This is a genomic window from Croceicoccus hydrothermalis, assembly GCF_022378335.1.
Classification (GTDB): Bacteria; Pseudomonadota; Alphaproteobacteria; order Sphingomonadales; family Sphingomonadaceae; genus Croceicoccus; species Croceicoccus hydrothermalis.
Genome location: NZ_JAIQCI010000020.1, coordinates 81,120 through 97,155 on the forward strand (window position 1 = coordinate 81,120; position 16,036 = coordinate 97,155).

The 16,036-nt window shown below is 66.4% G+C and carries 16 protein-coding genes; 11 read left to right on the top strand and 5 right to left on the bottom strand.

Features of this window, described 5'->3' with window-relative positions:
- The first annotated feature begins 38 nt into the window (after positions 1-38).
- Entirely contained in the window at positions 39-1,259 is a 1,221-nt protein-coding gene (locus tag K4G67_RS11725) for a UbiH/UbiF/VisC/COQ6 family ubiquinone biosynthesis hydroxylase (protein WP_239806751.1), read from the top strand.
- 4 nt (positions 1,260-1,263) lie between these two features.
- Here the strand turns inward: K4G67_RS11725 and K4G67_RS11730 are convergent, their stop codons facing one another.
- The 3 genes from K4G67_RS11730 to hemC are packed head-to-tail and all read right to left on the bottom strand — an operon-like array spanning position 1,264 to position 3,919.
- Positions 1,264-2,241 (bottom strand): hypothetical protein, encoded by a 978-nt coding sequence (locus tag K4G67_RS11730; protein ID WP_239806547.1) that lies wholly within the window; start codon positions 2,239-2,241, stop codon positions 1,264-1,266.
- Positions 2,238-2,960, bottom strand: coding sequence for a uroporphyrinogen-III synthase (locus K4G67_RS11735; RefSeq protein WP_239806548.1), 723 nt, complete (start codon positions 2,958-2,960; stop codon positions 2,238-2,240). The genes K4G67_RS11730 and K4G67_RS11735 overlap by 4 nt, the downstream gene beginning before the upstream one ends.
- Entirely contained in the window at positions 2,957-3,919 is a 963-nt protein-coding gene (hemC, locus tag K4G67_RS11740; RefSeq protein ID WP_239806549.1) for a hydroxymethylbilane synthase, read from the bottom strand. Before hemC ends, K4G67_RS11735 begins: the two co-directional genes overlap by 4 nt.
- Positions 3,920-3,963: 44 nt before the next feature.
- On the opposite strand from hemC, the gene tsaD reads away from it, so the two are divergent.
- From tsaD to K4G67_RS11770, 6 genes are read left to right on the top strand one after another with little or no spacing between them, the layout of a single operon-like run.
- Positions 3,964-5,016 carry a tRNA (adenosine(37)-N6)-threonylcarbamoyltransferase complex transferase subunit TsaD gene (gene tsaD / locus K4G67_RS11745; protein ID WP_239806550.1) on the top strand — a complete coding sequence of 351 codons (1,053 nt, stop codon included), beginning with the start codon at positions 3,964-3,966 and terminating at the stop codon, positions 5,014-5,016.
- Entirely contained in the window at positions 5,013-6,029 is a 1,017-nt protein-coding gene (locus K4G67_RS11750) for an NAD(P)H-dependent glycerol-3-phosphate dehydrogenase (RefSeq protein WP_338026430.1), read from the top strand. The genes tsaD and K4G67_RS11750 overlap by 4 nt, the downstream gene beginning before the upstream one ends.
- A complete protein-coding gene (locus tag K4G67_RS11755) occupies positions 6,026-7,561 on the top strand; it encodes a lipopolysaccharide biosynthesis protein (protein WP_239806551.1) in 1,536 nt (511 codons plus the stop codon). The genes K4G67_RS11750 and K4G67_RS11755 overlap by 4 nt, the downstream gene beginning before the upstream one ends.
- Before the next feature lie 11 nt (positions 7,562-7,572).
- Positions 7,573-8,328: an OmpA family protein gene (locus tag K4G67_RS11760; protein WP_239806552.1), complete on the top strand. Its 756-nt coding sequence runs from the start codon at positions 7,573-7,575 to the stop codon at positions 8,326-8,328.
- Positions 8,329-8,331: 3 nt separating this feature from the next.
- Positions 8,332-8,484 carry a hypothetical protein gene (locus tag K4G67_RS11765; protein WP_239806553.1) on the top strand — a complete coding sequence of 51 codons (153 nt, stop codon included), beginning with the start codon at positions 8,332-8,334 and terminating at the stop codon, positions 8,482-8,484.
- Between the two features lies 1 nt (position 8,485).
- The gene (locus K4G67_RS11770) at positions 8,486-9,250 is read left to right on the top strand and encodes a hypothetical protein (protein ID WP_239806554.1); all 765 of its coding nucleotides are present in this window, start codon (positions 8,486-8,488) and stop codon (positions 9,248-9,250) included.
- Here K4G67_RS11770 and K4G67_RS11775 read toward each other — a convergent pair.
- On the bottom strand, positions 9,247-9,831 hold the full coding sequence (locus tag K4G67_RS11775; protein WP_239806555.1) for a hypothetical protein: 585 nt from the start codon (positions 9,829-9,831) through the stop codon (positions 9,247-9,249). The genes K4G67_RS11770 and K4G67_RS11775 overlap by 4 nt on opposite strands.
- Positions 9,828-12,014, bottom strand: a complete 2,187-nt coding sequence (uvrB, locus tag K4G67_RS11780; protein WP_239806556.1) for an excinuclease ABC subunit UvrB — start codon at positions 12,012-12,014, stop codon at positions 9,828-9,830. Before uvrB ends, K4G67_RS11775 begins: the two co-directional genes overlap by 4 nt.
- Before the next feature lie 137 nt (positions 12,015-12,151).
- Here uvrB and K4G67_RS11785 point away from each other — a divergent pair, with 137 nt between their 5' ends.
- The 4 genes from K4G67_RS11785 to K4G67_RS11800 all read left to right on the top strand — a co-directional run bounded on the left by K4G67_RS11785 (position 12,152) and on the right by K4G67_RS11800 (position 16,029).
- Positions 12,152-12,688 carry a DUF3617 domain-containing protein gene (locus tag K4G67_RS11785; protein ID WP_239806557.1) on the top strand — a complete coding sequence of 179 codons (537 nt, stop codon included), beginning with the start codon at positions 12,152-12,154 and terminating at the stop codon, positions 12,686-12,688.
- A 150-nt stretch (positions 12,689-12,838) separates the two neighbouring features.
- Positions 12,839-13,555, top strand: a complete 717-nt coding sequence (locus K4G67_RS11790; RefSeq protein ID WP_239806558.1) for an esterase/lipase family protein — start codon at positions 12,839-12,841, stop codon at positions 13,553-13,555.
- 49 nt (positions 13,556-13,604) lie between these two features.
- Positions 13,605-15,047, top strand: coding sequence for a circularly permuted type 2 ATP-grasp protein (locus K4G67_RS11795; RefSeq protein WP_239806559.1), 1,443 nt, complete (start codon positions 13,605-13,607; stop codon positions 15,045-15,047).
- Between the two features lie 31 nt (positions 15,048-15,078).
- On the top strand, positions 15,079-16,029 hold the full coding sequence (locus K4G67_RS11800; RefSeq protein WP_239806560.1) for an alpha-E domain-containing protein: 951 nt from the start codon (positions 15,079-15,081) through the stop codon (positions 16,027-16,029).
- Positions 16,030-16,036 lie beyond the last annotated feature (7 nt).

The window sequence follows — 16,036 nt, forward strand, 5'->3', positions numbered from 1 at the left end:
GGCGCCGTGTCCAGCATGGCGGGAGCGAGGAACGAGCGATGACGAATACAGACAGGCGCGATGTGGTGATCCTTGGCGGCGGGCTTGTCGGGACCAGCCTGGCGCTCGCGCTGGCGAAGGCGGGCATCACGAGCCATGTCCTCGACGCGGCCGACCCCGAGACGCAGCTGGCCGAAGGGTTCGACGGGCGCGCATCGGCCATTTCCACGGCAAGCTGGAACATGTTCGCCAATATCGGCGTCGCCGAACGGCTCGAACCGTTCGGCTGTCCGATCTCATCCATCGCGGTCAGCGATCAGTTGAAACCCGGCGAACTGCATTTCCGGCCCGAGCCCGGCGAGGGCAGCCTTGGCCGCATGTTCGCCAACCGTCAGCTTCGCAAGGCCCTGTTCGACGCGATGAAGGAAGAAGACGCCATCGCGTTCCATCCCCGCTCCCGCGTGACCGAACGCCATCGCGGTCCGCATGGCGTCATCGCGGTGCGGGACGATGGTGCGCGCTTCGAGGGGAGCCTGCTCGTCGGGTCGGAGGGGCGCGGTTCGCCCACCCGCGACGAAGCGGGCCTGAAAATGGCGAAGTGGGATTATCGCCACCGGGCGATCATCTGCGGTCTGGCGCATGAAAAGCCGCATGGAAACGTGGCATGGGAAATCTTCTATCCCGAAGGGCCGTTCGCGCTCTTGCCGATGCTGGACGATGCGGACGGGCGCCATCGCACCGCGCTGGTGTGGACCGTCGCGGAAAAGGACGCGGAAGGCTGGCTCAAGCTCGGCGACCGGGCGTTCCTTGCCGAGGCGGAGAAGCGCATGGGCGCGCTTCTGGGCACGATGACGCTGGCCTCGCCGCGGTCGTCCTATCCGCTCGGCTTTCATCATGCGCCGACGATCATCGACCACCGGCTCGCGCTCGTCGGGGATGCGGCCCATGGCATTCATCCGATCGCGGGGCAGGGGCTCAATCTCGGCCTTCGCGATGTCGCGGCGCTCGCCGAAGTGCTGGACGATGCGATGCGCCTGGGGCTGGAGCCGGGGGACGCAGAAATCTTGAAACGCTATCAGCAATGGCGCGCATTGGACGATTTCACCGTGTCGCTCGCGACCGACGGGCTGACGCGGATATTCGGCGTGCCCGGCCGCGCCGCCTCCGCCGTGCGCAGGCTCGGCATGGGGGCGATCGAGCGGGTCAATCCGCTCAAACGCTGGTTCATGGACGAGGCGCGCGGGGTAAGCGGAACGCTGCCGACGCTGCTACAGGGGTGATGGCTCAGGCGGCGGGTTCGGCGGCGCGCGACGGGGGCGCTTGCCCCGCGCCGGCGTCGTCCTCGTCTGCCGCCGGGTCTCCGCCCGCAGGCGCCGCCGGGCTCAATTGCCGCACCGGTTGTCCGCTCCCGTCATTGAGGTTGCGCGGTTCGAGCAATGCCGCCGTCTCGATCAGGTCGAGCGCCTCGCGCGCCGCGACATAACGCCGCGCATCGCGCAGCCATCCTTCCGCACGTTCGGCATTGGGGAGGCTCGCGACAAGCGCGCGCGCCGATGCGACGCGCCCCTCGTCCAGCAGACGGCTCGCCCGCTCCAGCCTGCGTTCGGGACGGGGAGAGGGCGCGCTCGCCCGGCGCAGCACGAACAGTTCGCCCAGCTCCGCCTTCACCCGCTCCCATCCGTTCAGATCGCGCGGTTTTTCAACCGTTTCCTGCGGCAGATTTTCGAGCCCCTGCCGCAATTGTTCGAGCGTGACCGGGTCGCGCGCGGTGGCAAGGATGGTCCGGACCGCGTTGGGCTGCGCATTCCCGAACCGCAGCCGCAGCTGATCGCCGAGATAGCCGAGCCGCTCCCCCCGCTCGATCAACCGGCGCGCGGCAAAGGCGATGAGCAGGCCTTCGGCGCGGGCGGCATTGCCCGACGCGGCCTCTGCCTGAAGATCGATACGGTTGAGCCTGCGTTCGAGCGCGTCGAGCCGCAGATCGATCGGCGCGCCGGTGCCCGAACCCGCCGTCATGGCCGGCACGGTGTTGCCGGGGCCGGCGCCGTCGTTCGCGCCGCCCGCCTTCGTCTGCGGGGCCGCGGCATTCTGTTCGGTTGCGATCCAGCCTGTGCGCCACGCGATCCACGCCGCCGCGCCCGCGCCGAGCACGAATGCGAGAAGCACGGCAAGCAAAGTCCCGCGCATGCCGGATTTGCGCGGGCCGGTCGCATTTCGCTGGCGGTCATGCGGGCGTTTCGGTTCGGTCATGCGATCGTTCAAGCGGGTGTTCCTTCTGGCCCCTGTCGCCTTTCCATGCCGCCTTTGCACATTTCGGCGGCAAGGGCCAGCAGGGCGGCATCATCCACCGTCTCCGCCACGGCGACAGCCCGCCATCCCGTGCCCGCGGCCGGTGCGATCCGCGGGGCGAGGCAGGCAAGCGCGATACGGCCGCGCGGCAGTCCGACCCGCTCGACCTCCGCCGAAAAATGACGTGCAGCCTCCGCCGAATGGAGCAGCACGACCAGCCCTTCGTCGGCCAGCGCCGCGAGCGCGCCGGGCAGGGGCAGCGTCGCCACGCGATAGACGACACGCGTGTCGAGCCTCGCACCTTCTTCCAGCGAGAGCGGCACATGCGCCTCCCCCGACAATCGCAGGAGCTTGCGCGCGCCCATCGCGACCGCTCGTTCGGCGACCGGTTGCAATCCCCCCGCGCCGACATGGGCGACCGTAAACCCCGCCGCCCGCGCCGCCTCCGCCGTGGTGTCGCCGACGCACCACGCCGGCAGGCCCGTCAATGCCGACAGCTTCGCCCCGCCGTGTCGCATGATATTCGCGCTGCCGAGCAGGAGCGCGTCGAGGCGGGCGATGTCGGGCATGGTCCAGGCCACCGGCTCCACCCGGAACATCGGCACGGAGCGCAGCGCAATGCCCGCCTCGCCTGCGCGTTTCAGCGTCGCGGCATCGCCCGGTGGGGGACGGATCGCGACGATGGCGGTCATTGCGGGCCGAAAAAGGCGCGGATGGCGTCCGGCGCATTGGCGAGCAGCTTTCGGCCCATATCCGCCGCGGGTTCGACCTCGCCCCCGGCAAAGGTGATGTCGGCGTCGCGGCGCACGGTTCCGTCGGGGCTGAAAATCGCGGCGGTCATGCGCAGGGTGGCACCATCGTGGCGGGTCCATGCGGCGATCGGGCTATGACAATTGCCGCCCAGCGCGAGGAGCAGGGCGCGTTCCGCCATCACCTGCGCGCGGGTCGGGGCATCGTCGATCGCGCCGAGTATCTGGCGAAGGTCGTCGCGATCGGCGCGGCATTCGATGCCGATCGCGCCCTGGGCCGGGGCGGGAAGCCATTCCTCCGCTTCCAGCACATGCCCCACGCCCCCCTGGTCGAGCCGGGCCAGCCCCGCCGCCGCAAGCAAGGTCGCATCGGCCTCGCCCGCGCTCAATTTCGCGAGCCGCGTCGCGACATTGCCGCGGATGCCGACGATGGTGAGGTCGGGACGGTGAGACAGCATCTGCGCGGCGCGGCGCGGGGCGCTCGTGCCGACGCGGGCGCCGCGCGGAATTTGCGCGATGGACGATGCCCCCACCAGCACGTCGCGCACGTCCGCGCGGGGAAGAAGCGCGGCGATGGCGATGGCCTTGGGGCGAATCGTCTCGACATCCTTCATCGAATGGACGGCGAAATCGATGCGCCCGTCGACAAGGCACGCGTCCAGCTCCTTCGTCCACAGGGCCTTTCCGCCGATTTCGGCCAGCGGACGGTCCTGTATCTTGTCGCCGGACGCGATGACGGGGACGAGTTCGACGGCGCCATCGTCCCAGCCATGGGCGGCAATGAGGCGCGCCTTCGCCTCCTCCGCCTGCGCGAGAGCGAGGGGGGAGCGGCGCGTCCCCAGTTTGAGCGGTCGGTCCGGGCGGGGCCGGGATGCGGATCGGGATCGGGTCGAGAGTGTCATGCGCGTCTTGTGCTAGCGCCGCAAAGCGTTCAGGGAAAGCCGCCATGACCGCGCCAATCGTTCTCGGTATCGAATCCAGCTGTGATGAAAGCGGGGCGGCCCTCGTGCGGGCCGACCGCACCATCGTCGCGCAAGCCATCGCATCGCAGGATGAGGCGCATCGCCCGTTCGGCGGGGTGGTGCCCGAAATCGCCGCCCGCGCCCATGTCGAGGTGGTCGGCCCGATGGTCGGGCGCGTGCTCGACGATGCGGGCATGACGCTGGCCGACGTCGATGCGATTGCCGCGACGGCGGGGCCGGGGCTCATCGGCGGGGTGATGGTCGGGCTGGTCACGGCAAAGGCGCTGGCGATGGCGAGCGACAGGCCGCTGATCGCGGTCAATCACCTCGAAGGGCATGCGCTGTCTCCGCGCCTTGCCGATCCTCAACTCGGCTTTCCCTATCTCCTATTGCTCGCATCCGGCGGGCATTGTCAGATTTTGGAGGTGCGCGGCGTCGGCGATTACCGGAGGCTCGCCACCACCATCGACGATGCGCTGGGCGAGGCATTCGACAAAACGGCGAAAATATTGGGCCTCGGCTATCCCGGCGGCCCGGCGGTAGAGCGTTTGGCAAAAGAGGGCGATCCGGCCGCCGTGCCGTTGCCACGCCCGTTGAAAGGCGCGAAGGAGCCGCATTTTTCCTTCGCCGGGTTGAAGAGCGCGGTCCTGCGCGCCCACGAAACGGGCGAGTACGCCCCCGCCGACATCGCCGCCAGCTTTCAACAGGCCGCGCTCGACTGTGTGATCGACCGGACGAGCCGCGCGTTGCAGGCCGCCAATGGCATGACCGCGCTTGTCGTGGCGGGCGGGGTCGCGGCGAATGCGGCGTTGCGCGGCGCATTGCAAACGATGGCCGTCGATCACGGATTGCGGTTTGTCGCACCGCCGATGGCGCTGTGCACCGACAATGCCGCGATGATCGCCTGGGCGGGGCAGGAACGGATCGCGGCGGGGTTGGTCGAACCGGGCGGCGATCCGCTCGATTTCGTGGCGCGGCCACGCTGGCCATTGGACCCGGATGCCGAACCGGCGCGCGGGGCGGGGGTGAAGGCGTGACGACGACCGGCGTGATCGGCGCGGGTGCATGGGGCACCGCGCTTGCGCAGATGCTGGCGAGCGACGGGCGGACCGTACCGCTCTGGGCGCGGGATGCCGAGCTTGTCGCGACGATCAACGATACGCATCGCAATCCCGTCTATCTTCCCGATGCGGTGCTCTCGCCAAAGATACGGGCGACGAACGACCTTTCGGAACTGGCGGCGCTCGACATATTGCTTGTCGTCGTGCCGGCGCAGCATCTGGGCACCGTCCTGCGCGAATTGTCGGGCCATGACGGCGATCTGGTCCTTTGTGCCAAGGGGATCGAGGCGGGCAGCGGGCGCTTGATGGCCGATGTCGCGGGCGATTGCGTACCGGGCGCGGGTCTGGCGGTTCTGTCCGGGCCGACCTTCGCGCATGAGGTTGTCGCAGGGCTTCCGACCGCGGTAACGCTCGCATGCGCGGGCCGTCCGGGCGAGAGTGGGGAAGCGCAATGGAGGCGGCTTTCCCCCGCCATCGCGCGGCCGCAGTTCCGGCCCTATTTTTCCGACGACATTACCGGCGCCGAAATCGGCGGTGCGGTCAAGAACGTGCTGGCCATCGCCTGCGGCGTGGTGGACGGGCTTTCCTTGGGTCAGAATGCGCGGGCGGCGTTGATCGCGCGCGGCTATGCCGAAATGTTGCGGTTCGGGCTGGCGCGCGGGGCGCGGGCGGATACGCTGGCGGGGCTGTGCGGGCTGGGCGATCTCGTGCTGACCTGTTCATCGACGCGCAGCCGCAATTTCGCGCTCGGCAAGGCGCTGGGCGAGGGGCGCTCGGCCGCGGAGCTGATGGCCAATCGCCGCACCGTGGCGGAGGGCGCCTTTACCGCGCCGGTGCTCAACGCGCTCGGCCATGACATGGGGATCGCGATGCCGATCACCGATGCGGTGTGTGCGCTGCTCGACGGGAGGGTCGATGCGCAAACCATGGTCGAGCGTCTGCTGTCGCGCCCCTTGCGGACCGAGACCGAACCGGAGAACACGGTTTGACCGAGGCCGCGGCGGCCCCCGCGAAGGACGCGGACGGCAGCGATATCCAGGCGCTCGCGAAAGGCGGGCGCACCAATTTCTTCGGCTTCCTGCTCCGGCTGGCGGCGCGTTTGCCGTTCCTGTTCATTGCGGGGCGGCTTTATGGTGCGGACGATCTCGGGCGGTTCGCCTCCGCGCTCATCATCGTGGAGATTTGCGGCCAGCTGGCGACGCTGGGGTTGAAGCGTGGCCTGGCCAAGGAACTTGCCCGCGAGCAGCGCGCCGATGCCAATGTCGTGGCCGACGGGCTGTTGCTGTCGCTCGGGCTGTCGGCGGCGATGGCCGCGATCCTGTTCGTGTTTCCGACGCCGATGTTCCCCAATGGCATGAACGCACCGATCGACCGCTATCTTCCGATCGCGATCGTGATGCTGGCCACGACGGAGATCATGCTGGCCGCGCTCGCCTATCGTTACGACATCGCGGCCACGGTGCGCAGCCGTTCGGTGGTCGAGCCGTGGACGCTGTCCATCATGGCGGGCGTGTTCTGGTTCGTGCCGGGGTTGCGCGACGGGGGGCTTTCGCTGGCCTATCTCGTGTCGGTCGTGGCGGCGGCGATCACGGCGCTGGTGCCGATGCTGCGCAGCTACGGCCTGCCGCATGGCTGGAACCCGCGGCCGATGCAGCTTGCCTCAATTGCGCGCGACAATCTTCCGCTCGCGCTTGCCGATGCGATCGAATGGGGGACGCGCCGGCTCGACATCGCGCTGCTCGGCATTTTCGTCAGCCCGGCGACCGTCGGCGTCTATTACGTGGCGCAGCAGGTCGCCAGCCTTCCGCAAAAGCTCAAGACCAGTTTCGAGCCGATCCTCGGCCCCGTGATCGTGCGCAAGCTGAACGAGGGCGACTACCCCGCCATCGCGCGGCAGGTGTGCCAGGCGGGCTTCTGGATCATCGCGGCGCAGGCGGGCATCGGCCTCGCGCTCGGCATTCCGGGGGAGGGGGTCATGGGCCTCGTCGGGCCGGGGTTCGTCGCGGGAACGGGTGCGCTGGCGTTCCTGCTCGCCGCAGAGGTCGTCGCATCGACCGCCGTCGTATCGGAGGCGGCGCTCATCTACATGGCGAGGATGCGCAATCTCGCGCTGTCGGTGGCAACGCTCGCGGTGCAGGCGGGGTTGAGCGTGGCCGCCATCCTCATCATGCGGCACTTCGGCTTGGACGAGCTGTTTCAGGCGGCGGGCGTCGCGATCGGGCTGATGCTGGCGCTGGCGTTCGCGTCCTTCGTGAAATCGCGCATGCTGTCGCGCCTGCTCGGCGAACCGATCAGCAATTTTCGCTGGCCGCTCGTGTGGGCGGTCGCGCCGGCGGTGCTGATCGGATATGCGTTCAAGCTGACGCCGGAATGGGCGCAGCTCGCGCTCGGCGTGCCGGCGATCCTGCTCACCTACGGCTTCGTCATATGGAAGCGTGGTTTCGGCCCGGAGGACCGCGTCCTGTTCAAACAGGCGGGAAAGAAGGGGGAGACGCTTCCCCACGCGCCGCCGCCGCGCTAAGGCCATGCGCCATGGCGTTTGTTTTGCGATCCTGGATGAAGCTCAGCGCGGGCGCGGTCGTCGTGGCGGGCATCGCGCTCGTCTTCGATGCGGCGACGGCACCGGTCGTCGTCGGCCGGCTCGACCGGATGGCAAAGGAGGTGATCGTGCGCGAAGGAGGCGCGGATATTCGCGCGGATTTCCACACCTCGACCGGCGCGCTGACCCGGCATCCCACGCTTTATGGCGGCGAATCGGTGGACGATGGGCGGCGTGTCCGCATCGCGCGCGCCATTGCCGCCCTTCCAGGCGCGGGCGGGGTGCATTGGGCGAGCCGCGGTGCCGGTCCCGCCCCCGGAACGAGCGAAACGCCCGAACGCGGCCCCTATCATTGCCAGCGCGACGTCGAATCCCTGCTCGCACAGCGGGTCATCCGTTTTAACGAAGGCAGCGCCAGCATCACGGCCGATAGCGCCACCTTGCTCGACGAGGTGGCCGACGCGCTCGAACCGTGCGGGGGCAGCATCATCGCCATCGCCGGCCATTCGGATGCGGTCGGCGATGCGGCCATCAATCTCCGGCTTTCGCGGCAACGTGCGCGCGCCGTGCGCGAGGCGCTCGTTGCGCGCGGATTGCCGCGGGACGGGCTGCGGGCGCAGGGCTATGGGTCGCAGCGCCCCATCGCGGGCATTCCGCCCGAAGATTCCGCCAATCGCCGCATCGAGTTTTCGGTAATCGCCATCGAACCGTTGCAACCCACGCCCATCGACACGCCGGACGCGGGGTAGGTCATGCCGATCTGGATAGAATTGATGGTCTCGTTACTGATCGTCTATGCCGGGACCGTGGCACTGACCGTGCCGTGGCTGCGGCGGCGGAGGCGATTGCGCGCGTTGCAATTGCGCCGCAAGGCGTCGCCCGCACGAAAAAGAGAGGAACAATGACATGTGGCAATTGATAGAGGCGAACTGGGTCGCCTTTCTGATCGTTGCGATACTCGCGGTGCTGATCGCGTTCTGGATCGTGGGGCGCGCGAAGAAACCGCGCGAACGCAGCCACCGTCCCGACGTGCTCGACGAAGGGGTCGGGCCTGCGCGCCGCAATCAGGCGTTGATCGATGCGCCGCCCGCCGGGGCGCCGCCCGTTAGTCCGGCGCAGGATTCCATCGGCGGGAGCGCGGGCGAACGGCTGGCGCGCGAGGATGCCGCCCCCGATGCGGAAAAGACGCCGCCCGCGATCCCGCCCCTTGGCGGTGCCGATGTGGCGGTGGCCGCCGCGGTGCTGTCGAACGAACCCGGCACGGACGAGGATATCGCCACCGATCACCGCACCCCCACGACGCCGACCGATGCCGAGAAGGGACACGCGCCGGCAACAGGGGCGCAGGACCATACCTTCGAACCCAATGATCAGGCGATCAGTGACCGGGAAACCGTCGCCGCCGCCGCGAAGATGCACGATGCGGACGACGCCGCCCACGATCTTTCCCGGATCAAGGGCGTCGGGCCAAAGCTCGTCGCGATGCTCGGTTCGATGGGCATCTCCCGCTACGATCAGATCGCCGCCTGGACGGATGAGGATGTGGCGAAGATCGATGCGCAGATGGGCAATTTTCAGGGCCGGATCGAGCGTGACAACTGGCGCGAGCAGGCGCGGCTGCTCTCCCAAGGCGACCGCGACGCTTACGAAAGCAAATTCGGCAAGCTCTAGGCGCTCGGCACGAGGCGCTCGGTTTCGGGCGCCTCGCATTCCTCGAACATGCGGATCGCATCACCGGGGCCGGGTGTGATCACCTTGCCGCCGCCCGCCACCGTGGCATAGAAAGGCCCGCCGGTCACCGCGCGCCAGTGCGGATCGTCGGCGGGAAGCGAACCGATCCACGCGCCGCCGTCATTCTGAACCCGCAGGCGCAGGATCCCGCGATAGCCGACGAAGGCCAGCACCGCCTTCGCCCCGTCACGGTCGGCGACGGGGCGGATCGCCGAAATGGTCCCGTTGCTGCATGCAAGCACGAGCAGCGGGCGCTTCCCCGGCTCTGCGTACGCGGCGGCACTCGCATCCTTCGCCACGCGCCAGCGCGCCGCCGGCGGGTCGATGGCGCCGGGCATGTCGCGATTGGGCGGCAAGACGCGCTTTGGCGGAAGGGTGGTCCGCGCCTCTTCGTCCAGCATGATGCGAATGGGGCCATCGCCGCCGGGCGTCATCGCGGCGTCGTCCTCCGCCTCTGCGGAACAGGCGGCGAGGGCGAGGGCGGCGATGACAACGACAGCGGCAGTAGGGAAGCGGATCATTTTCCCCATTTGCGCTGAGTCTTGCCGTAACGCAATTTGCGCGTGCCGGGTTTTCCCTCGTTCGATCGCCCGACGCGCGGTGCCTTGTGCTCCTCGTCCGGAAGGCCGAGCTCGTCCGCTTCGAGCTTGCGAATCTCGTCGCGCAGGCGTCCGGCCTCCTCGAACTCCAGATCGGCGGCGGCATTGCGCATCCGCTGTTCCAGCTCCTCGATATAGGCGCGCAGATTGTGCCCGGCGAGGTTGCGGGGCTCCTCCTCGCCCGGTTCGCCGCCGCTATCGTCGCGCGCCGCGCTGTCGGCGACGATGTCGGCGATGCGGCGCGTGATGGTGGCCGGCGTGATGCCGTGTTCCTCGTTATAGGCCTGCTGCTTTTCACGGCGGCGGTCGGTTTCCGCCATCGCGCGCTCCATGCTGCCGGTGATGCGATCGGCATAGAGGATCACGCGCCCATCGACATTGCGGGCCGCACGGCCGATCGTCTGAATGAGCGAGGTTTCAGAGCGCAGGAACCCTTCCTTGTCCGCGTCGAGGATGCACACCAGCCCGCATTCGGGAATGTCCAGCCCTTCGCGCAGGAGGTTGATGCCCACCAAAACGTCATACACGCCGAGGCGCAGATCGCGGATCAGCTCGATCCGTTCCAGCGTTTCCACGTCGGAGTGCATGTAGCGCACCTTCACGCCCGCCTCGTGCATGAATTCGGTCAGATCCTCGGCCATGCGCTTGGTCAGCGTGGTGACCAGCGTGCGGTAGCCCTTTGCCGCGGTCGCCTTGCATTCCTCGATGCAATCCTGGACCTGGTCCTCCACCGGTTTGATCGTGACGGGCGGGTCGATCAGGCCGGTCGGGCGGATGACCTGTTCGGCGAAGACGCCGCCTGTCTCCTCCATCTCCCAATCGCCGGGGGTTGCCGACACTGCGATCGTCTGCGGCCGCATCGCGTCCCATTCGTTGAAGCGCAACGGCCGGTTGTCGATGCATGACGGCAGGCGAAATCCATATTCGGCGAGCGTAATCTTGCGCCGGTGGTCGCCCTTGGCCATGGCACCGATCTGCGGCACGGTCTGATGGCTTTCATCGACGAAAAGCAGCGCATTGTCGGGCAGATATTCGAACAGGGTCGGCGGCGGTTCGCCCGGCAGACGGCCGGTGAGGAAGCGGGAGTAATTCTCGATCCCCGCACAGGACCCTGTGGCCGCGATCATCTCGAGATCGAAATTGGTGCGTTGCTCCAGCCGCTGCGCCTCAAGCAGCTGCCCCTCTGCCTCGAGTTCCTTCAACCGTTCGGTCAGTTCGAAACGGATCGCCTCGGCGGCCTGCTTCATCGTTGGGCCGGGGGTGACGTAGTGCGAATTGGCATAGATGCGCACCTTCGACAGAGAGGCGCCTTTCTTGCCGGTGAGCGGGTCGAACTCGCTGATCTCCTCGATATCGTCACCGAAGAAGCTCACGCGCCAGGCCATGTCCTCGTAGTGCGAGGGGAAAATTTCGAGACTGTCGCCGCGCACGCGGAAATTGCCGCGCGCGAAACTGACGTCATTGCGCTTGTACTGAAGCGCGACCAGCTTGCGGATCAATTCGCGCTGATCGACGGTGTCGTCCTTCTTTATGTCGAAGATCATCGCCGAGTAGGTCTCGACCGAACCGATACCGTACAGGCACGATACCGATGCCACGATGATCACGTCGTCGCGTTCGAGCAGCGCGCGCGTCGCGGAGTGGCGCATCCGGTCGATCGCCTCGTTCACGCTCGATTCCTTTTCGATATAGGTATCGGAGCGCGGCACATAGGCTTCGGGCTGATAATAATCGTAATAGCTGACGAAATATTCGACGGCATTATTGGGGAAGAAACTCTTGAACTCGCCATAAAGCTGCGCGGCGAGGATCTTGTTCGGGGCGAGGATCAGCGCTGGCCGCTGCAACTCCTCGATCATCTTGGCCATGGTGAACGTCTTGCCCGAGCCGGTCACGCCGAGCAGGACCTGCGTTTTCTCGCCCTCGCGCACGGAGCCGGTAAGCTCGCGGATCGCGGTCGGCTGATCGCCGGCCGGTTCGTAGTCGGACGCGATTTCGAACCGTTTGCCCGGTTCGCTCTTTTCCGGACGGTTGGGTTTGTGCGGGACAAAACTGCCGGAGGTATCGGGTTCTTGCAAACCGCGGCGGATGACGAGTTCGGACATGGGGCGGATATGGGGGGCGATGCCGCGTTTCGCAATCGCCGACGATGCGCCCGCGGCGTTGCCTGCGCGATAATCATCATTGGCGCTTGGCGCGCCGGCCCGCTATCATCCATGGCGGAACAAGGAGAATTGCGCTTATGACAATCCGTTTCGCGTCGCTGGCGCTGTGCTCGGCCCTGGTGTTCACCCTGCCGGGATGTTCCGACGATGCGCCGACCGAGAACCCCACGGTCGAACAGGCAGCGAGCGAGGCCGAAAAGCTGGAGCGTCCCGACCCCGGACAATATCGCCAGACGATCACGGTCAACACGCTCGACATGCCGGGCGCACCGGACGAAATCGTCGCGCAGGTGCGCAGCGCCATCGAACAGAACGCCACCCGCACCTATTGCCTCACCCCGGAACAGGCGAGCGAAGGGTTCGCGGATCAGTTTCGCCGCGTCACCGAAAACGAGGATTGCACGTGGAATCGCTTTGGCGTGGACGATGGCGATGTCGATGCCTTGCTGACCTGCGGCGGCGGGGCGGATGGCGAGGTGACGATCGCGATGGAGGGGAACGTATCGTCCACCGGATCGCGGATCGACATGCGCATGAACCAGACGAATGCGGCCATGAACATGGATATCGTGATGACCATGGAATCGGAGCGGCTGGGCGATTGTGCGGCCTGATCGTGTGACGTGACGGCGATGAAGGAGGACCGGAACAGGACGCGCGATGCATCCGCTACGTCAAACGGCGGGGAGGCATCCGGCTCGCGAACGTCGGACAAGATGCGCTTTATCGTGTCGGAATGGCGGCGTCGCCGCGCGCTTGCACGCATGCCGCAGCCCGATGGTGTGGCGCGGCCCAATGCGCGGTTGATGCTGTCGGAGTTTGCGTCGGCGATCTTTCCCCATGCCTATGCCTGGTCGCACGGGCGGGTGCGCGTCGCGCCGGCGGACGAGGCGCGGACCATCATGCTCGTGCCTGGCTTCGGCTCGCATCCCTGGCGCATGGCGCCGCTGCGCCGCGCGCTCGAAAAGGCGGGGCATACGGTCGTCGACTGGGGCCTCGGCTGGAACCTGGGCGCCGATGCGCAGGAGTTCGAGCGGTTGTGCGCGCGCGTCACGCTCATGGCGCGAAGTTCGGGCGCGCCGATCGTGCTCATCGGGTGGAGCCTTGGCGGTGTCTACGCACGCGAAGCGGCCAAGCGCGTGCCCGACGATGTGGAGATGGTCGTCACCATGGGATCGCCGTTTTCGGGCGACATGCATGGCAACAATGCCTGGCGCATCTATCACGCGGTGGCGGGGCACCCGGTCGACGATCCGCCGGTCGGCGGCGATCTGGCGGAAAAGCCGCCGGTCCCCACCATCGCCTTGTGGAGCGCGCGCGACGGTATCGTCCATCGCCATTGCGCCGGCGGAAAGGCGGGGGAGCGCGACGAAATGCACCACGTGCGATGCACGCATATGGGATTTGCATGGCATCCCGCCGCGATACAGCGCGTTCTGGCCGTGCTCGACCGACATCTTTCGGGAACGGATACGGCCTGACTCGCTTATGTTAATATGGGTCTGAGATTAAAACGGGGTTGATCGTCATATGAGCGGGGACGCGAGCGCGAATTTCGACGAAATGTACGATGCCAATGGCAATGTACGGCCCGCCTATGAAGATTATTGCGATTGGTACGACGAACAGGATCGCACGATCCTGCGCCGCAAGCACGAGGAAGCAGAAAGCTTTTTCCGTCGCACCGGCATCACCTTCAATGTTTATGGACAGGACGATGCGGAGGAACGGCTGATCCCGTTCGATCCTGTCCCGCGGATCATCACGGCGAGCGAATGGCGGCGCCTGTCCCGCGGGATCGAGCAGCGGGTGAGGGCGCTCAACGCCTTTCTCCACGATCTTTATCACCGGCAGGAGATCATCCGTTCCGGCCGCGTGCCCGAATGGCTCCTCCACGGGAACGAGGCGTTTCTGCCGCACATGTCGGGCTTCACCCCGCCGGGCAATGTCTACACGCATATCACCGGCATCGACCTCGTCCGTACGGGCAAGGACGATTTCATGGTGCTGGAGGACAACGCCCGCACGCCGAGCGGTGTGTCCTACATGCTCGAAAATCGCGAAACGATGATGGCGATGTTTCCCGAGCTGTTCACCCGTGTCTCGGTCGCGCCGGTGTCGAACTACCCCCGCCGCCTCGCGCGCAGTCTTGCCGCATGTGCGCCGCCTGCTTTCGACGGGTCGAACGGGCGCAAACCGGTGGTCGCGGTGCTGACGCCGGGGATCTACAACTCGGCCTATTACGAACATGCCTTCCTCGCCGATCAGATGGGCGCCGAACTGGTCGAGGGAACGGACCTGCGCGTGATCGACGGGCGGGTGCAGATGCGCACGACGCTGGGTTTCACGCCGATCGACGTGATCTATCGCCGGGTGGACGACGAATATCTCGATCCACTCACCTTCAATCCCGACAGCGTGCTCGGCGTGCCGGGCATCATGGACGTCTACCGTGCCGGCGGCATCACCATCGCCAACGCGCCCGGCACCGGGGTCGCGGACGACAAGGCATTATACAGTTTCATGCCCGAAATCGTGGAGTTCTATACAGGCGAGAAACCGCTGCTCCCCAATGTGGAGACATGGCGATGCATGGAACCGGATTCGCTCGCCTATGTTCTCGACAATATCGAGGATCTGGTGATCAAGGAGGTCCATGGTTCGGGCGGTTACGGCATGTTGATCGGTCCGACCTCGTCCAAGCGGGAAATCGCGAAATTCACCGCCAAGCTCAAGGCGAATCCGCAAAATTACATCGCACAGCCCACGCTTTCGCTGTCGACATGCCCGATCTTTACCAAAAAGGGTCTGGCGCCGCGCCATGTCGATCTTCGTCCCTTCGCGTTGATGAGCCCGAATGGCATCGACATCACGCCCGGCGGGCTGACGCGGGTCGCGCTCAAGCGCGGATCGCTGGTCGTCAACAGCAGCCAGGGCGGCGGAACCAAGGACAGCTGGGTACTGGAGGAATGAGCATGCGCGACAATCATGGGGGGACGCGTTGATGCTGGGCCGGTCTGCGAACAATATCTACTGGATGTTCCGCTATCTGGAACGGGCCGAAAACTATGCGCGGCTGATCGACACGGGCTTTCGCATGGCGCTCACCCGCGACAAGACGGTGAGCAGCGGGGAATGGCGCTCCGTTATCGTGACCGCAGGGCTTCAGCCCGCGTTCGAGGAGAAATACGGGCGCGACGATTATTCCGGGCCGAACGTCTATAATTTCATCCTGCGCGATCCGGACAATCATACGAGCGTGCTCGGCATACTGGAAATGGCGCGCAACAATGCCCGCGGCGTGCGGGCCGCGATCACGCGCGAATTGTGGGAGGCAGTCAACGAAAGCTGGATGACGGTGCGCGATGCGCTGCGCCGGCCGGTGCGCAACACCAATCTCAACGATGTGCTCGACCTCATCCGCCATCAGACCACGCAGGTGCGCGGCGCGATGCTCGGCGGAATGCTGCGCAACGACATCTTCAATTTCGGGCGTATCGGGCAGTTTCTCGAACGGGCGGACAACACCGCGCGTATCATCGACGTCAAATATTACGTGCTGCTGCCTTCGCTTTCCTATGTCGGGTCGAGCCTCGACAACGTGCAGTGGGAGACGATCCTGCGCTCGCTCGGTGCCGAACGGGCCTATCGCTGGCTCAATGCCGGACAGATGGACGCGCGCGGCATCGTCGATTTCCTCGTGCTCGACGGGCGGTTCCCCCGCTCGCTCAGCTTCTGCTACGAAAAGCTGCGCGCAAATCTCGGCAATCTGGCGCTGCAATACGGGGGTGAGGTCGAGGCGCACGAATTGATGCGGGGTGCCGATATCGCGCTTCACGATCAGACGGTCTCCAGCATATTCGAGCAGGGCCTGCACGAATTCCTCACCGGCTTCGTCGCGCAGAATCAGCGTATCGCCGCCGCGATTCAGCACGATTACCGCTTCGTCGAATAGAAAGTCA

Bases quoted from the DNA above. Each gene is read 5' to 3' on its own strand.
- K4G67_RS11775 (WP_239806555.1), bottom strand. From the start codon at position 9,831: ATGATCCGCTTCCCTACTGCCGCTGTCGTTGTCATCGCCGCCCTCGCC.
- K4G67_RS11790 (WP_239806558.1), top strand. From the start codon at position 12,839: ATGCCGCAGCCCGATGGTGTGGCGCGGCCCAATGCGCGGTTGATGCTG.
- K4G67_RS11795 (WP_239806559.1), top strand. From the start codon at position 13,605: ATGAGCGGGGACGCGAGCGCGAATTTCGACGAAATGTACGATGCCAAT.
- tsaD (WP_239806550.1), top strand. From the start codon at position 3,964: ATGACCGCGCCAATCGTTCTCGGTATCGAATCCAGCTGTGATGAAAGC.
- K4G67_RS11725 (WP_239806751.1), top strand. From the start codon at position 39: ATGACGAATACAGACAGGCGCGATGTGGTGATCCTTGGCGGCGGGCTT.
- K4G67_RS11760 (WP_239806552.1), top strand. From the start codon at position 7,573: ATGGCGTTTGTTTTGCGATCCTGGATGAAGCTCAGCGCGGGCGCGGTC.
- K4G67_RS11785 (WP_239806557.1), top strand. From the start codon at position 12,152: ATGACAATCCGTTTCGCGTCGCTGGCGCTGTGCTCGGCCCTGGTGTTC.
- K4G67_RS11765 (WP_239806553.1), top strand. From the start codon at position 8,332: ATGCCGATCTGGATAGAATTGATGGTCTCGTTACTGATCGTCTATGCC.
- uvrB (WP_239806556.1), bottom strand. From the start codon at position 12,014: ATGTCCGAACTCGTCATCCGCCGCGGTTTGCAAGAACCCGATACCTCC.
- K4G67_RS11735 (WP_239806548.1), bottom strand. From the start codon at position 2,960: ATGACCGCCATCGTCGCGATCCGTCCCCCACCGGGCGATGCCGCGACG.
- K4G67_RS11770 (WP_239806554.1), top strand. From the start codon at position 8,486: ATGTGGCAATTGATAGAGGCGAACTGGGTCGCCTTTCTGATCGTTGCG.
- K4G67_RS11800 (WP_239806560.1), top strand. From the start codon at position 15,079: ATGCTGGGCCGGTCTGCGAACAATATCTACTGGATGTTCCGCTATCTG.
- hemC (WP_239806549.1), bottom strand. From the start codon at position 3,919: ATGACACTCTCGACCCGATCCCGATCCGCATCCCGGCCCCGCCCGGAC.